Source organism: Providencia sp. PROV109, from assembly GCF_033681625.1.
Classification (GTDB): domain Bacteria; phylum Pseudomonadota; class Gammaproteobacteria; order Enterobacterales; family Enterobacteriaceae; genus Providencia; species Providencia hangzhouensis.
This window is the reverse complement of the sequence record NZ_CP096321.1, coordinates 43,054-59,158: the sequence shown is the minus strand read 5'-3', so window position 1 is coordinate 59,158 and position 16,105 is coordinate 43,054. Positions and strand designations below refer to the sequence as shown.

Below are 16,105 nucleotides of genomic sequence, written 5' to 3'. Positions count from 1 at the left end.
GCTCTCCTACAGGTCACTTGGTACATACAGGTCATCTTTGATGGCAGAAAAATCGACAGGAGACTGGTCCCCATAGGTTCGATTCACGCCACCAGCATCATCGACACTGACAAAAACCGTGCGGAGTAAACCGCTGGGCTTTGCAGGGTAAACGATGCTGACATGCTGACCTTTGTACTGTTCTGACAAAGTGCTTTGAAGCTCATCAACCGAACGGAATTTCCGGTCGCGGCCAAAGTCCTTAATCTTGATGTCGCCAGGGATTGGATTAGTCATCGTTACCCCCTGCCAGCAGTTTATCTACTGAATGGCCGAGTCCGTTACCAAACCATTTGTCCAGAGCGTCGATTTCCGGGAAGTCCGATTTCACCTGAGCAACAACACGTTCCATTTTGCTGAGAGCATCCTGGAACTCAAGGCCATTACCTGCGGCCACCTCAAGTTTGCACTTGATGTAAGCGGAGTAGGTATCACAGGCCTTAACCAGTGATTGTTCATAGCCACCGGGAGCGAAGGCTATGGCGACTGCATCCTGGAGTTCTTCGGGAAGAGTCTGGATGAGTTTGTCCTCTGCGGCCTTTTCCAGTCGTTCAAACTCACGCTGCAAAACAGCGTTTGCTTTCTTGACCGGTGTTACAACATCCGAACAGAGAACCTCGGCTGCATCATGCAACGAAGCATGAGCAAGCATGACTGCCAGATCCACCGACTTCCCTTGCTGAATGGCAATATTGCCAGCCAGGTAGGAAAGCAGGGTAACAACAGCGCTGTGTTCCAACACAGACTCCGGTTGAACAGAGTGCATCAGTGACCAGCGTTTGATCAGGCGTTGGCGCAAGGCCAGAGCTAGAAAGCCGAAATTTGAATTAGACATAGTGCCTCCAAAATTGGTTGGAGGTACACCAAAGCCGACCGGGCCTTGGTGTACCCGGTTGGGTTACTTAGTTATCTCGGGTCAAGCTGCTTAGCTATAGCGAGTAAAAACGGATGGAATGGATGATCTTGCGGGACACCCCCAACAAGCTCACGGGCTAAACCGACTGAGTTTGTAGCCAACACCTCTTTGACGGCCAGAATGATTTCATTGTCGATTTCATCCTGGATCTTTCGTTGTTGGTCCACCAGCCGACTTAACTTGTCTAGGCTCATGCTTCTCTCCTTTGTTTGTGGGAGAGAACCCAGGAGGGGTTTCCTCCCGAGGGGTTAGGTTATTGCTGTTTTGGGCCAGCTACCCCAGATACGCATTTCACAACCTCGTTGCAATACTCGGTTTACCTGGTCAACCAAGTATTCCTTGTTCTGCAATGAAGAGAGGTTGCAAGGCATCTGCATGATCAGCTTTTCAGCTTGCTCGAAGTCGATTTTTTCAATCAACCCCGTGCGGGTATCCACAGAGAATGGAACCACCTGTTGACCGTGGTTAGACCACAACCAATGGGTGATATAGATCGGATTAACGCCAACTTCCGCTGGCACCAATACGCTGCCGCAAGACCGCAACAGCCAGACCAGACGTAAACCATCGAATCGATCCAGAGACTCCACATCGGTAGTGATGTCATCCTGGTAGATTTCAGGCAGCTTATGTTCGGCGGCGAGAGAGATCATTACGGATTTGAGATTGTTCAGATGAGACATGTGTGCTCCTTAAAGTAACTTGGGCACACAGAGCCTGTCAGGCGCAGTGCGCCCTTAGGCTGAGGTTGAATGCTGTTTGTTTTTGGCGACCAGCTATCGCACGTTTCGCCCTCAGAGAGGACAAAATTCACTTTCTCAGCAACCCTCAATGAAGGCCTCTGAGAAAGTGGGAGGGTATTCCCTCCTCACTTTGATTGTTCCACGAGAGCTGTGTGAACAGGAACGCTCAAACTGCCCTTTTCGGGTGCAAAGCTCAAAGACGCATCAACTGCCCCGTCTTTTCAGTTCTTCGACCAGATGTTCAGGCACCTTACTCGCAGTACAGGCCAGCAATACATCGAGGCCTACCGGCTTGTGAAAGCGCTTATTTGACCAGGAATCGCCAACTGATGACTTTGCCCAGTCGATTGCTTGCCCAAGACGGTGGAACTGCCGCCTGCCTGTGTATCCCATACGACTATCCAAAGTAACACCCTGGAACAGTCTCCAGTACATCGGAGGAATGCGCTTAGCAAGCAGTAAAAAAGGCGTCTCCGGCACTGTAGCCCTTCTACCTTTGTTCCGATGATACAAATCCAAAGATGAATGGAATTGGTTCATAGACTCTCCAAATAAAAACGGCCACCCCCGAAGGGATAGCCGTTTGTCGTTTCACTTCCTGTTAAGCTGCAAAAGCAGTCAATGACCGCTCCATCAACTTAAACAGTGTGCGTTGCAGAGCTGCCGCATCATCAATGACAATGTTCTTTTGGAACAGTCCTGACACTGCGGTAGTCTCTACCCCTATGCCGATCACCTCAACATCGCTTCGTTCACAGAGGTCAATCACTGAGCGACATGCCGGGGCGCTTTGAGGCTGCCCGTCAGTCACTACGATCAACATTTTTCGCTCTTCACGGGTCTTGGTGAGTTCAAAAGCTGCATACCACATAGCTTCCGCCATAGGCGTACCGCCAGTTGCTTTGAACCCAAACCGACCGGCCCGATTCTGAACCGTATCTCCATGCTTCACGACACTGAACACTGGCTGGTTCCGGTTGCCACCAAAAAAGGTGACTGCCGGGTTTACGCCGGGTATTGCTTCCAGAGCCATCGAAATAGCCAAGGACGCTTCCCGCGCAATGTCTTGACGCTCCTTTCCATTGGCGGCCTTGTAGGCCATCGAGGAGCTCATATCAACCAGGATGTGAACCGCCGTATTAGGGCGTTTCTTGGCTTCTGGCTTGAGGAATACGCGGGTATCACCCGTCACTACACGATGTAGTTTCCGAGCATCCACACGCTTCCCTGATCGTTGGTTACGGTGAGCAACTCGCTGGCTGGCCTGGACCAATCCGTAGAGCTGCGTTCTTATCTTTGAAGTGGTGCTCTTCACATCCCCTACCAGGCTTTTGCCAACAGCAGGGTTGTCCTGGGTGTTCACAGCAGAGCGAACAGTCATATAGCTACTGTCCCCCTTATCTTGAGCCACCCGGTTGAGCTCGGCTTTAAGTGCATCATGCGCGTCACCACGCAAATCACCGGCACCGGCATTCAGAACCTGCTGGAGCATTTTGGCCGCGTCTTGTTTCGCCGCGTCAGAATTGCCACCAGCCTGGCTTTGTCCTGCCTTGCTGCCACCATCAGTATCCGACTTGCCTTGGTCGCCCTGTCCTTTCGGATCAGATTTCCCGTTAGCATCGTCTTGCTTCTGGTCTTTACCTTGCTGATCACCACCATTGGCATCAGGCCCTTGGTTTTGATCGTTACCACTTCCGCCCTGACTGTTCTGAGGTTGGTTGCCACCAGCATTCTGCTGGTTGTTACCATCCTGACCATTCTGGGGCTTTTGCTCTTCTTTCTCCTTTTCCTCCTCGATCATCTTGATGATTTGGTCGGCCAAGGATGTCACCTCTGCGGTTGACTTAGTGTTCACAGCCTTACGCAGTAAAGCGTTCAGCCGAACAACAACACCCTGAGGGAACACGCGCTCGAATACGGGGGTAGCCGAATCGAGATAGGGTTGAAGGACGGATTGCCCTACAGCCTTGGTTTGCAACCAGTACAAACAAAACCCTGTCAGAATGGAGGCAGGGGCCTCTTTGTCTGTGACGTGCTCGTAATGACCAGCTTGAGCCATATAGCGAGCAACCTCATTCAGGGTCTGCGACGTACCGGGGAAGAGTTCCATCATGGCCCGTTCTATGCGGCAGTCCTCCAAAACGTTGGACAACTCAGCATGAAGACCTCTGCGGCGCTCAACACCAAAGTCCGTAAACCGGACATGGGCTGCTTCATGGGCCAAATACCCCCAGACAGCATCCATGTGAGGATAGTCGTCGGGGATATTCGGAACCACGATGGTCTTACCATCGGTGTATGCGTCATCGTTACCGATGGCGACTTTGACACCGAGTTTTTCACCATAGGCTGCGGCCACGATTGGTAGAGCGCTGTAAATGGTGCGTTTTTTGGACATATCTTTTCTCCTGGTAGGGAAGGAGATAGTCCACCCCTGGAGGGAATGGCTATCCCCTCCGGGTCGGTTTAGTTGAAGTGACTATTAGAAGAAATAGTCGCCATCGTCGTCAGTTTTAGGCAGCTCCTGGTTGAGAGGCTCCTCTGTCGTCTCCTCTTGGACAGGCTCTTGCTCTACCGGAGTTTCCTCAGGCAAAACCAGCTCATCCTCAACATCAACACGCTCTTCTCGAACCACATCACCGGCATTGGATTCATCTTCCGATTCACCCTCGCCTCGTTCTGCAAAACTCTTGAAGAAGTTGTCGATGTCTTCATCCAGGTCAACAGAGTTACCACCGCTGTTAGTCTGTTCTGATTGAACAGATTCAGTACCACCTACCTGTTGCTGCTTGGTTTCGCCACCCTCTGTTGCAGGGATAAGCTCACCGGCTTTATCGCTTTTCTGTTCGGCCTTTTCATCTTTAGAACGGTCCCCCATCTGGGCTCCCGAACCGCCAATGTCATTAGCCATGCCCTCTACAGTAATCGAGCCATTGGCATACTGCTCGATGCGGTCCCTCTCGCTCATGATCAGCACTGCGGCCACGACCTGATAAAAGAAAGGCGCAACGATGTTTCGGCCATCGGCATGTTGCTCGTATCCCCGGAGGGTTTGGTCGAGCAGCTTGACCAGAGGGTTAAAAGCGCTGTTCAGGAAGCTAAGCCCATCCACCTTGTCGCGGATGTTACGGAGTGTCTGCCGAGTAGTGACCGCACATTGGTCTCGACCGGCCAAACGTTCCATATAGAACTTATTCGCTTCCTGAACCACTTCGGAGATGAGATCGTCACCCAGGCGCTCAACCTTGCGGTTAAGGCGTTTGGCGTTGGCCTCATCTTCGTTCACAGGCTGGATCATGAACACCTGGTACTCAAAGCCAATCCGCTCCTCGACCGTTTCCTTTGGAAGGGCTCCGGCACGGATAGCTCGTTCATACTCAGGGTTCTCCTGACACCATTCATCCACGGCTTTGTTGTAACCTTTGATGAAATCCTGTTTCAGTTGGTTAAACTGAAAGTTGATGTCATTCAGCTTGTTACAGATTTCATCGGTCTTGCTGACGGGTACGGCAAATCCGTTCATGAACGGCATACCGAATTTCAGCAGGAGGCGACGAGTTTCTGTTTTCAGGCGATGAAAGCCTTTCAGCTTAGCCGGATCACAGATCTTCTTACTTCCCAGTTGAGCTACTTTCTCAGGTGGAATTTCACCACCCTCGCCCAGCTTGAGATCAGATGCAGACAAACGGGTTTGTCCACTCCAGATGTCAAAGTCTACGTGGATAACACAGAGGCTTTGTAGATGGTTCACTTTAGTCATGATGCACTCCAAAAAGTTGGGGGCGCACCACGTCCCGAACCGGGCGGATGCGCCCGGTTGGGCTAGTAAATTAACGTTAATTTGCTGTTTGTTTTTGGCGACCAGCTATCGCACTTTTCGCTCTCCGAAGAGAACAAAATCTTGCTTTCCGTTGGAGACTCCCAGAATCCCCAAGGGAAAGCGGGGGAAAATCCCCCACTCACCAGTAGAACGTCTCTACTTCTTCCGGCAAATCATCAAGAGGAGCAAGCACGTCCTCATCAACAATGTACCGTGGCTTCACAGAGCCAGTAACCGTTACACGGCACCGCTCTGATGACTTCTCTCTGTACTGGTCAACATCCTCAGGCTTCACGCCTGACGCCTTATCAGCCAACAGCTTTTTGTAGTCTACCCGGCCAGCCGCTTTGTATCTCGTTACCATCACACCGCAGTAGTCGGCATGGAAGTATTCCCCCATGAGGGACTTCATGGTGTCGAGATGAGGCTTTTGCCTTTCTTGAAGCTCAGACAGTCGCTGTTTCAGCTCCTGAATCTCTGCATCATAGAGGCGGTATTCCTCAGCAGCAGCAATCCAACGGTTGACCTCTTCACCTTGCGGTATGTACAGGTCTCTCTCTGGATCTTTGTCGGGCTCCTTCTTGTCTACTACCTGTTGCCAGAACTTTTTAGCCTCGGCCAAGATTTCTTGAATCATGGCTTCGTCTCGGAGTATTGGAAACTCCTGAATCTGACCTTCAAAGTAGAAGACTAACCAGCCTTGCTTGGCCCCCGTTACCAGGAGCTGGTGTTGCACCTGCGGGTAATAAAGCTGGTATGCCTTGCTGTTTGCTTTCTCAGCACAAACATCTTCCCAGACAGTCGCACTCGGGCTTTTCAGCTCGACGGGCTCCCCGTTATCTCTCAGGCCATCCAGGGAGGCCCTCATGAGCGGGTATTGAACCGATTCGACACAGGCGGGGAGCAGCATGTCATCATACTTCTCCTCGAAAGCGCGTCTTGCAGCATCTTCGTTTTCTATCCCCCGGCGAACCAGCGGATTAAGACTCAGATCGACTTCACGCGCATACCCAGTCTTCTCGGCCCACAGTCTCCATCGTGTTTTGTACGGAGACCGATTGAGCAGGATAGCGGCGTCAGTGGCTGTTACACCTTGACGCCGCCAATCAAGCCAATCTTCCTCGCGTTGCGATAGGTTGACTATTTTCATGGACCTCTCTCCAATGGTTAGGAGGGAGATCTCCCCCAGCGGGGGAGTCCCCCCCGTTGGGGTTAGTAGTAACTGCCTTCCGCGCCCTCCTCTTCTGTAACAGGGATCATGTCCTCGTCACTCAAAGGCGGCATTTCTTCGGCACCAGGTTCAGCATTTGCAGAACCACCAGCGGCGGACTCTTGCTCGTGCGCTTCCTGGTAGTCAGGTTTCGGAGGCTCCATTTGATCCATCTCCTTGTCACGAAGGAATTGAGTCGCATATTGCAGTTCCGAACCTTCATACCGTCCCTTCACATACTCATGCGCCGCAGACCATGCGTTTTCAGCAATGGCGCGATTTGCGAGTTTGGTTAGGATCGGGTCAAGCTCTTTGTGCTCAATAGCCAAAGGCTCTTGGCTTTGAACTTGAGATGGTGAAGGGAGATTGGCAATAGCCGGGTTAATGGCCGATGCCTGCTCCATTTCACGGATGCGTTCAGCTTCATCCTGGTCATAAATACCAGAGAAACCAAATGCGACACGAGAACACTGGATCAGCGACTTGTGCCGGAGTTGACGCTTGGTGTGCGTTTGCCAGGGGCCATCAACAGTGTAAGCACCATTGCGACCTTGACCCTGAAACGGTTCACGGTACACCTCATCAATGAACTCCTTGATGCGGATAGGGCGAGATCTGTCCTTACGGTAAATCACGCATTCAATCCACTCAGGGCAGTCAACTTTCGCCCCCTGCATTCTGACCATCTTGTCCGAATACACGAACTCGACGCCATCATACTGGGGATGCTCGTTGATGATGCGGCTCCAACCATCAACACCTACTACCGGAATGATCCCATTTTGCTTGTCAGGAAACGCATAGATTTCCCGAGTGAAAGGGTTCAAACCGTACTGTTCAGCCACGATCAGGAGCGTCATCATCTGCTCATCGGTCGGGGCACTTCCATCTCGCTGCTTGAATGCGGTCGCCTTCAAAGTTTCATAGAACTTTCGGGTGTCCACGCCAAACCGGCTTGCGATACGGGTTACAAGAGATTTGTTATCAGACATGGTGTTTCTCCAATTCACGAATGAACGGTTTGAGGACACCATGACCCCCTCGGGGCATGAGTGCCCCCGTGGGGTTTAGTAAGAGTTGGCGGTGTTACCCGCCAGCCAAGTGGTGCAGCCGCATGAACGGGATGTCATCATCCCAGCCATCAGGAGCGGGACCATAGCCTCCGCCCATACCACCTTGCGGTGCTGATTGCTGCACAGGAGCAGATTGCGTACCGGCTCCTGTACGTTGCCCTTTTTGGGGCGCTGCACGTTGAGAGTTGTCCTGAGGTGCATTTCCACGACCACCAAGCATCTGCATTTCAACGCAGTGTACTTCGGTGGTGTAGCGCTCGATTTGTTGGCTGTCAGTCCACTTCCGGGTGCGGTTGCTCCCTTCGAGATAGACTTGGGAGCCCTTTTTCAGGTACTCACCAGCGACTTCCGCCAAACGACCTTTAAGCACAATACGGTGCCACTCAGTATGCTCTCTTTGCTCGCCAGACTGCTTATCGCGCCACGTATCCGTTGTTGCAACGTTGAAGTTGGCAACGGCAGTGCCGCTTGGCATGTAGCGAATTTCCGGGTCAGAACCGAGATTACCGACCAGAATTACTTTGTTGACGCCTTTAGACATCATGACCTCCAAGTTATTTGGAGAGGGCCAACGCCCCTTTCGGGGAGCAAGCCCCCGTAAGGGTTAAAAAAAGTGATCCTCTTGTTCGGCGTCGATCTCTGCCAGGCGAATCAGCTCAGATACAAGGCCAAGCCTTTCTGCATCTGCTCTTACTTCGTCGTAGCTGAAACCAAACCGTTCAATGAGGGGTTTTAGTGAATCAAAACGCTCGTAGTCGAAGGTATCACCCTGTTCATCACAGAATGCCACCAGCGGCTTCTCTACGTTTGAAAAGTCATCCGCGAAACGCTGTTGCAGGTAAACCAACATCAGCAGGGGTTTGTGACCATGTTCCGGGCGGAGTTCACCAGCGCCTTCCAGCGTAGCTGGATGGATAGTGTTTTCGCCTAGTCCAGTGCTAACCCCAAGCTCATAACCGCTGTCAGTACGCATCAGCACACTGGGTAGCAAGTCATTTGAGCCTTCGCTCCGAGCAACCTCAAAGCCGATTAAACCGGCTCCTTTGGCAAAAACCCCAGCAACAAAACCTTTGAAGAGGTTTATGTCACCTGGAGGTAACTCAGAGGGCGGAGATAACAGCCAGTTGAGAGATCCCAAGCTGGCTGTTTGTCCGGCTGAAACATTCCCCCCTTCCAGCACCGTCTGTGTCTCTGCGTTTACCAGCACCTCATCCAGAAAGGTGTACCCCTGGCTGAGAAACTGTGACACATACTGGCTTTCTTTGTCCTTGTAGGACATTGGGATCGTGTCTGGGCCGTTAGCTTCAAAAGGTCCTTCGAGCTTTGTCTCAGACCAATTTTCAGCTTTCCCATCAGTGACGGTTCGGCGTAGCTCGACCATCGTGAATTGGCCTGGCTCCGAGGAGCTGGGCTCCCGGAGCAACTTGTAGCCAATGAAGACTTCTATTGTGGTTTCGTCATTGCCCCACTCTTTAGCAGTGTAACGACGGCACAAACAGTCATTTTTCTTCATGCGTCACCTCTTAGCGCCATTGGTCCCCGAACACATCCTTCGCAACACGCAGGATGGCTTCACGCTCCTCTTTGGCCGCACGGATAAGCAGAGCTTGATCCAAGGCGTATTCAAGAGCATTTGGGGCACCACGGAACGCTAGAGACAGTTTCGCCCAACGCACCAACGTCCGAGTGGACATGGTGACGCTGATCTGACCATCTTCACCGTTTTCGCCAAGAAACAGTTTGCGGACCTGATTAGCAATCCGAACCATTCCCTTCCGCACATTTTCCGGAAGTTTCGGAGTAGCACGGCCAAGAATGCTGAGTTCAGCTTCCTCATCCGCATACCCTACTTTGGTGAAACGATAGCGATCCATAGCTGCGAGGTTCTGCATCATCACCCCCTGGTACAAACCAGAAGCATCACCGGACCCCGTAGAGTTACCAGTAACGACCACACGAAACATCGGGTGCGGCTTGATGATTTCCCCGCCATTCTGAGCGATCACAAGGGGACGCCCTTCAAGGACATCGTTGAGACCAGCCAGCTCGGCAGGGTCGGCCAAATCCACCTCGTTGATGAGGAGCAGATGACCTTCACGCATAGCGACTGCCAGAGGTCCATACATGAACTTCATGACAGGTGGTTGACCAGGCTTTTCCGCGACCAGAGCGTGATGTCCAATCAGATCTGTCAGCTCCATCCGCCCGTGGGCAGTGATTTGCTGAACAGGCCAGTTGAGACGACCAGCGATCTCGGTGATACCTGAGGTTTTGCCAGACCCGGTAGGGCCGGTTACGAACAATGCGTCACCGCCAGGCTCTTTGAGATAGGCCAAGACCTCTCGCAGAAACTCTTTGCGGAAAACGTAGTTGGTATCAGTGGCAGGGATGAAAGGGTTTGAACCGTCAGCGTAGCCGATGGCCGTTACCTTCTCCGGAATGCTGGGCATACCGAAAACCTTGCTTACTGAGAATTGAGAGTATTGAGACATAGGTGCGCTCCTATTGTGACAGGCGCACCACGTCCCGAACCGGGCGGATGCGCCCGGTTGGGCTAGTAAATTAACGTTAATTTGCTGTTTGTTTTTGGCGACCAGCTATCGCACTTTTCGCTCTCCGAAGAGAACAAAATCTGCTTACTGATGGTATTCACCATGAGTAAGAAGACTTTTAAGGAGCGAGGAGAGTAGCCTCTCCTGGAGGCTACTCCCTCAATGGACGAACATCACCACATCGTCGTTTTGACCAATGACCCCGGTTTCTTTGGCCCACTTCACTGCTTCACTGTGCGCCTGGTAGGAGCTGGAATACAGTTTCGGATCAAATTTCACCTCGCGTCCATCAGCCAGATAGATGATGCCTGCGTGATCGTCGTAAACATGAAGATTCTGTTGCATTCGACATTCCCCCTGTAGCTTGTCGTCAAAGCCAACTGACACCAGAAGACTTTGAGGACAAGCCACAGAGGCTTGACCAGAAAGAGAGGGGTTGCCCCCTCCCTTTGCGTTGACTATCAGCAGTAACCGAACGATTCAGCGATTCTCACGAAAGGACGAGAGATTGCCCAACCAGCAGGGATACACAAAGCGATGATAGCGATTTCCATGATGTTGCTCCTAAGCAAAAAGGGGCAACATCCCCGTCGGGGTATGGTTGCCCCGATGGGTTTGAAAGTGTCGAAGATTACTCAGCGACAGTTATTACCAAACAAGTTCCTTGCCCTTACGAAGGTAAGTCGGGATTTCGAGATAATCCCAGTCAGGTTCTTGTTTAGCGACTTCTTGAACTTGAGTTACCTCAGGTTCAACGACTGCTTTGGCTTGTTCAGCCTTGGCAGCACGTTCTTTGATGACGGCCTGTACAGACCGCATTGCAGGAACTGCGAATTTGTTCCAAAGGAACAAACCGATACGCTGGAACACTTTAGCGAGAACGATGAAGGAAAAAGCAAATGCCTTCGCGCCTACGTACAGTGCGCCCAGAGATGCAAGCAGAACTACAATGAAAGTGATGATGTGCATGGTGTTGCTCCTATGTAAAAAAAACAGGGGCAACACCCGAAAACCGGGAGAAGCCCCCGGCTTGGGGTTAAGTAATGCCATACGGCATAAGACTAGATGCTGTTTGTTTTCGGAGACCAGCTATCTCACCTATAGCCGCAGAGCGACTAAGATGATTCAAATATAGCTCACCTTTGCTAAACAGAAAACGCTGTAACTGTCCATTTTGGGCACTTCGAGAGGTCAGGTTACAGATTGACCGCATTTATCCTTTCCAGTGCGTTTATCTGTACCTCAAATTTAGGAGTATCTCTAATGGCAGAAGCACAAGTAGCACTGGACACAAACAACGACCGCAGCAACCACTACTCTCGCCCTGTTTTCAAGCAAGTTCTGAAAGTAAACAGCCTCCAAGCTCAGCGCGTCATGGAACGCAGCTTTGAGCGAGTTTCCAACTCCCTGTTCTCCATCGACGTGATCCTTCGCATCATCGGTGAGCAGGACGAAATCGACCAGGTTGAAACCGTCATCCTGGAACACATTTCCAAGGTCTCCGAAGACCTGGACAAAGCTACCGCCCAGCTCAACAAGCTGATGGAAGACAACGGCATCGACATGATGCCCGGCTACACCAACCCGAATGAATACACCATCGAGATCAACTCTCCTCAGGTTGCTCAGTTTGCACACCTGATCCGCAAACTGGATACCCTGATGGGGATCGTTGACACTCTCTGGCTGAACACCGTACTGACCAGCAAGCAGCGCACCGACGCCACTTACCAATGGCAGCAACGCCTCATCAAGCTGGCCGGTCGAATCATCGGCATCGAGAAACGGGCTCGCATTTCCGCCCACAGCAAAGGCAAAGAAGGTGAAGTGGCCGAAGCCGCTCCGGAATCTGCAACCGGCGACAAGGAAATCGCAGACGAAGCCGAGAAAACAAAAGCAGCATAACCCAGCCCAAACCTTTGCCCCTCGCCCGAGGGGCTTTTTTTTGTCTTTTATGGTTGCATTTTTTGATGCTGTGATATTATCGAAGTAAATCAGATTCAACTCAGGTAAGAACGGAGAACAACATGAAAAAGGCTTTAATCACCACCGTGGCTCTGGCTGTAGCAGCTCTATCTGGCTGTGCATCCACCAGCAGTTACGAACCCACAGCGTACAAAACCAATCACAGTCGCGCTTACAACATCGCGGAGGCCGGTGGCCTGGTAACAGGCATCCAAGACGCTTCTGTTCCGCGTGACAAGCTGGAGCGTCTGACCGACACCAAAACGTTTGGGGCAGCCTACGTGCTGTCTGGCTACATGTCCCCTCAGCTCGGAATGACCGACTGGCAAGGTGGCTTGGTCAACCTTGCGAACTGGGCTATCGGCCCCAAACAGCATGGCGCTCGCAATAGCTTGATCGCTTGGATGCCTGCTAACGAAGCAGTTTCACCGGCAGACGCTCAGGCCAAATTTCTTTCACATGTGAAAGTTTCCATTGAGTCAGCGCTGACTGATTTGGGTGCCAATTTCACGCTTCTGTATGACAAAGACGGTCGCCTAACCTATCAGTTCTACAAGAATGAATGGGGTTGCCCGACGTGGGTGAACGGACAAAGTAAGGTAGCTGACATGTGTTCCGTTAAGGTGAAAATCGTGGAGCCTCGCCTAGGGTCAGCTCCTAATTTTGTCTCTGGCGTTCAAGGTACAGCGTATGCCTTCACATCAGGCCATGAGACCGCATACAACTTTGTGAATGTCGGTAATGGGGCAGCAAGCCATGCTCCTCAGCAAGCGATCTACGCAGCTATTAGCAAACAGCTACCAGCTTGGGCCTACCTCTACCTTGCTCCAAAATCGGTTGAGCTGGATAATGGCGAAAAAGTTGCTTTCCCTTACCTTCTTGATCAGGGAAAAGCAGAGTTATTTGTTTACCCAGAAGCGTAATCAATCTACATGAGAAAGGGGCCGAAAGGCCCCTTTTTTTATCCACCACCAGTTGGCGCGCCTGTTTGAGGGTCTATGCTGTTTGTCGCCTCTTTTCGCTTCGCGTCAATATCAATCCCTTCCAACCGCTCCAACGCCCTTTCCTGAGCATTCTTCCGCGTCCCGTCAATATTGAAGTCATTCCCTGCTCCAGTCAGCGAGTCGAGATTTATTGAGGCCGGATCAGGGAATTTACCGTTCTGCTGTAATATCCCAAGCCACTCATCCAAATTAATTTTGCTCCAATCAATTTCGGCAATTTTATCTAGTGGAATCCCTTCACACTGAGGATTTTTGGGGTCTCCAAAGTTCTGCCCCAATTGAGGGCGAACCTGTTCTTGTATAATACGAGAGAGCGGAGAATTGAAGCAGCAATACGCTTCTCTTTTTTCAATACAAGCGCCCAACACCTTAGATTTACAATAAGAGCCTACATAGGTGCAATTCTTGAGCGCTCTTTTTGCGTTCATAGTGAACTCTTCTTCCTCGCACTTATAAATCATCTGGATCATCACCATCGCAACGACATAGACGGTATATATCGTCATGGCAGTGCTAAGCCATGTTGTCGCAGTCTCCATCATTGCTTCGGCAGCTTGTTCAGATGCTGCGGCAGCCGCCTGCTCTGTTGCTGCATCTTGGCCTGCTGATTTCATGACATCCATCATCACTTCTTTGACTTGCTCTTTGAGCTGGTCAATGAGTTGATCAACAAACTGCTCTACAGGCTGGAAGAACGAATCAACAGCACCTGAAACGTTCTCTATATAACTTGTGAACGGTTTTGTGACTTCTGTCCACCCTTGAAGGGCAGGTTCCCTAAGTACCTGATAAGCACCTTTAAGCGCATTACCATCAGTCAGCCCCATCACTGCGCCATCGAGCTTTGGAACGGCCATTATTAGGTTCAGATAATCGGCAAGAGATATATTGGTTGGCTTTTCACAGCAATCAGAAACTCCCCCAACAGCTATCTTGCATTCGCCAGCTTCCCCTGCAAAAGCAGAGCAAATAACGTTTTCATCCCCGGTAGGATTGTCATCCCCATCTTGGCCTGTGCAGCTCATATCCTGCGTCATGAATTGGGCTGCATTGAGCAACGCAGTAGCGCGAGCAAAATCAGTGCTTTGTGTTTTGGTCAAATCAAGGCAGTCATCTCCCATGCAGCGTATAGGCCCACCGCACTGGTACTCAGTTTCCTTTTCCAAGGTCGGAACAGAAACATCTGTACCACAGTCATAAGTATCCTCGTGGACGTAGCACGTACCAGAACTTCCCTGAGCACCATCAACACATTTGGAACTGATGAAGCCGCACTGAGGGTTTTCTTCATATTTCTGACAGCTATCGAGATTCCCGCCCGTGTTTACCGGACAGTGCGTTTCACCTTGAGGGTCTGTCCAGCAGTCCATTTGCCCCTTATAGAAGTCATAGTCAGCTTTAACTCGAACCTTTTTGCATAGTTTTGGAATACCAGGCAAAGGTGACGGCTTGAGTTGAGATTCGCAAACTTTGATCCCATTGATGACTGTGCAGCCAGTAGCATCAGTCGGGTCATCTATACATGTGATCTCGCCTTCCGCAAAACCATCTACCACCCCTTTGGCTGAATCCATGCAGCTCTGTGGAGCCCACTCATCCTTGGTAATGGCTTTCGATGGGTCATAGCGGAGTTTTATGCGGCCAAAACCCTCACCTTCGCCACTTACTGAAACGCGGATCTTAAACGTAACAACATCACCATCTTTCACGTTCTTAAAATAGGGAGTGACATCAACATTAGGGTTTCGCTCCCAACTCGTGGAGAGCTCACATCTACCGGCTGTTTCTGGAGGGAAGTTGCCATCTGGGCCAGACCACACTTTAGTCTCTTGGCCGGACTTACCGACCCACACTTGCATGTAGTCATCCCACTTGGCGTATTCAAGCGTTGCAGACACTATGGCATCTGGATTGCTGACTTGGACCCGCGTGTACTCCTCATAAATCTTGCAGTTACCACTCCAGTAGTTGTCCCCCACTCGACCAATCCACAACTCAGTACAGCCTTCTCCACAAGATTTGAGGTTATATGGACCATCATAGTGCTTCACCACAGAGGCGTCGTAGTCATGGACAACCTCACAGTCCGCGCTTTGATCTACAACACGCTGACACCGTTCATACTCTGGAATGTGGGCGTTGATAGTATTCTGATTGATGGTTGTTTCGGCAGAACAATCCCCAAAGCCACCTGCGATGAGGTCCATATCCTCATAGGTCTTTTTGCTTAGATTTAGTACCGGGTCATTACTGAAATCAGGGCGTGATCGATTAGAGGCATCGAGAAGAACCTTGTATGCCGCACCAGAGATTGATGGATTAGCACTATTGGCATCACTCCACAGCGACCCTTTTGCATTATTCCCCACGCTGTCCATGTCATCGCCAGAGTCGTAAATGCCTTGCAGACCGCCCACATCAGGTTTATTGGCATCAGGGAAGTAATAACTATCAGGTTTATTGTTGGTCCCGCTCGTTCCGGGGAATAGATCATTGACATTAATCTGACTCCCCCCGTTCATTTGGAATTGACCGTCTTTCAACGTCGGCATAGAGATTGTGCCATCTTGCACAGTCCCCGAGCTCGACTTGAATGAGTTTGAGAGGTTTTGTCCGAAAGCCTGGGCCTCTTTACCCACCGCTGTGATGTCCTGGTCTTGGCTACCGTTAGCGTAGGAATGTATCGGCAGCGCAGACATGGTTACTGTCAACAGCGAGGCCACAGCTTTCATAAAGTAATTATGACTTCGCATTGTGTTCTCCATTTCAACCTTCCCATGCTA

At 51.1% G+C, this 16,105-nt stretch carries 17 protein-coding genes; 2 read left to right on the top strand and 15 right to left on the bottom strand.

Annotated features, from left to right (window positions below; translation table 11 throughout):
• Nucleotides 1-6: 6 nt before the first annotated feature.
• The 14 genes from M1F25_RS21890 to M1F25_RS21825 form a co-directional block, all read right to left on the bottom strand.
• Entirely contained in the window at nt 7-276 is a 270-nt protein-coding gene (locus M1F25_RS21890) for a hypothetical protein (protein WP_000184110.1), read from the bottom strand.
• Nucleotides 269-874, bottom strand: coding sequence for a 5'-deoxynucleotidase (yfbR, locus tag M1F25_RS21885; RefSeq protein ID WP_000071870.1), 606 nt, complete (start codon nt 872-874; stop codon nt 269-271). The genes M1F25_RS21890 and yfbR overlap by 8 nt, the downstream gene beginning before the upstream one ends.
• A gap of 71 nt (nt 875-945) precedes the next feature.
• Nucleotides 946-1,149: a hypothetical protein gene (locus tag M1F25_RS21880; protein ID WP_000050847.1), complete on the bottom strand. Its 204-nt coding sequence runs from the start codon at nt 1,147-1,149 to the stop codon at nt 946-948.
• A gap of 54 nt (nt 1,150-1,203) precedes the next feature.
• Nucleotides 1,204-1,638 carry a hypothetical protein gene (locus M1F25_RS21875; protein WP_004200877.1) on the bottom strand — a complete coding sequence of 145 codons (435 nt, stop codon included), beginning with the start codon at nt 1,636-1,638 and terminating at the stop codon, nt 1,204-1,206.
• Nucleotides 1,639-1,902: 264 nt separating this feature from the next.
• Nucleotides 1,903-2,238, bottom strand: a complete 336-nt coding sequence (locus M1F25_RS21870; RefSeq protein WP_001447572.1) for a hypothetical protein — start codon at nt 2,236-2,238, stop codon at nt 1,903-1,905.
• A gap of 61 nt (nt 2,239-2,299) precedes the next feature.
• The gene (locus M1F25_RS21865) at nt 2,300-4,096 is read right to left on the bottom strand and encodes a VWA domain-containing protein (RefSeq protein WP_000039319.1); all 1,797 of its coding nucleotides are present in this window, start codon (nt 4,094-4,096) and stop codon (nt 2,300-2,302) included.
• A gap of 84 nt (nt 4,097-4,180) precedes the next feature.
• Nucleotides 4,181-5,458 carry a DUF3150 domain-containing protein gene (locus M1F25_RS21860; protein WP_000170087.1) on the bottom strand — a complete coding sequence of 426 codons (1,278 nt, stop codon included), beginning with the start codon at nt 5,456-5,458 and terminating at the stop codon, nt 4,181-4,183.
• 199 nt (nt 5,459-5,657) lie between these two features.
• Entirely contained in the window at nt 5,658-6,668 is a 1,011-nt protein-coding gene (locus M1F25_RS21855) for a YqaJ viral recombinase family protein (RefSeq protein ID WP_000706865.1), read from the bottom strand.
• A gap of 62 nt (nt 6,669-6,730) precedes the next feature.
• Nucleotides 6,731-7,720: a phage recombination protein Bet gene (gene bet / locus M1F25_RS21850; RefSeq protein WP_001282585.1), complete on the bottom strand. Its 990-nt coding sequence runs from the start codon at nt 7,718-7,720 to the stop codon at nt 6,731-6,733.
• A gap of 94 nt (nt 7,721-7,814) precedes the next feature.
• Nucleotides 7,815-8,345 (bottom strand): single-stranded DNA-binding protein, encoded by a 531-nt coding sequence (gene ssb, locus M1F25_RS21845; RefSeq protein ID WP_000987165.1) that lies wholly within the window; start codon nt 8,343-8,345, stop codon nt 7,815-7,817.
• A 60-nt stretch (nt 8,346-8,405) separates the two neighbouring features.
• The gene (locus M1F25_RS21840; protein WP_000739139.1) at nt 8,406-9,314 is read right to left on the bottom strand and encodes a hypothetical protein; all 909 of its coding nucleotides are present in this window, start codon (nt 9,312-9,314) and stop codon (nt 8,406-8,408) included.
• Between the two features lie 10 nt (nt 9,315-9,324).
• The gene (locus M1F25_RS21835) at nt 9,325-10,293 is read right to left on the bottom strand and encodes an AAA family ATPase (RefSeq protein ID WP_000085160.1); all 969 of its coding nucleotides are present in this window, start codon (nt 10,291-10,293) and stop codon (nt 9,325-9,327) included.
• Between the two features lie 219 nt (nt 10,294-10,512).
• Nucleotides 10,513-10,698 (bottom strand): hypothetical protein, encoded by a 186-nt coding sequence (locus tag M1F25_RS21830; protein WP_001186917.1) that lies wholly within the window; start codon nt 10,696-10,698, stop codon nt 10,513-10,515.
• Nucleotides 10,699-11,001: 303 nt separating this feature from the next.
• Complete coding sequence (locus M1F25_RS21825; RefSeq protein ID WP_000547566.1) at nt 11,002-11,322, bottom strand: hypothetical protein; 321 nt, start codon at nt 11,320-11,322, stop codon at nt 11,002-11,004.
• A gap of 294 nt (nt 11,323-11,616) precedes the next feature.
• On the opposite strand from M1F25_RS21825, the gene M1F25_RS21820 reads away from it, so the two are divergent.
• Both M1F25_RS21820 and M1F25_RS21815 read left to right on the top strand, forming a co-directional pair.
• Nucleotides 11,617-12,258 (top strand): hypothetical protein, encoded by a 642-nt coding sequence (locus tag M1F25_RS21820; protein WP_000796664.1) that lies wholly within the window; start codon nt 11,617-11,619, stop codon nt 12,256-12,258.
• A 341-nt stretch (nt 12,259-12,599) separates the two neighbouring features.
• On the top strand, nt 12,600-13,241 hold the full coding sequence (locus M1F25_RS21815) for a hypothetical protein (RefSeq protein WP_223854615.1): 642 nt from the start codon (nt 12,600-12,602) through the stop codon (nt 13,239-13,241).
• A gap of 38 nt (nt 13,242-13,279) precedes the next feature.
• Here the strand turns inward: M1F25_RS21815 and traN are convergent, their stop codons facing one another.
• Complete coding sequence (gene traN / locus M1F25_RS21810) at nt 13,280-16,087, bottom strand: conjugal transfer mating pair stabilization protein TraN (protein WP_001447718.1); 2,808 nt, start codon at nt 16,085-16,087, stop codon at nt 13,280-13,282.
• Between the last annotated feature and the right edge of the window lie 18 nt (nt 16,088-16,105).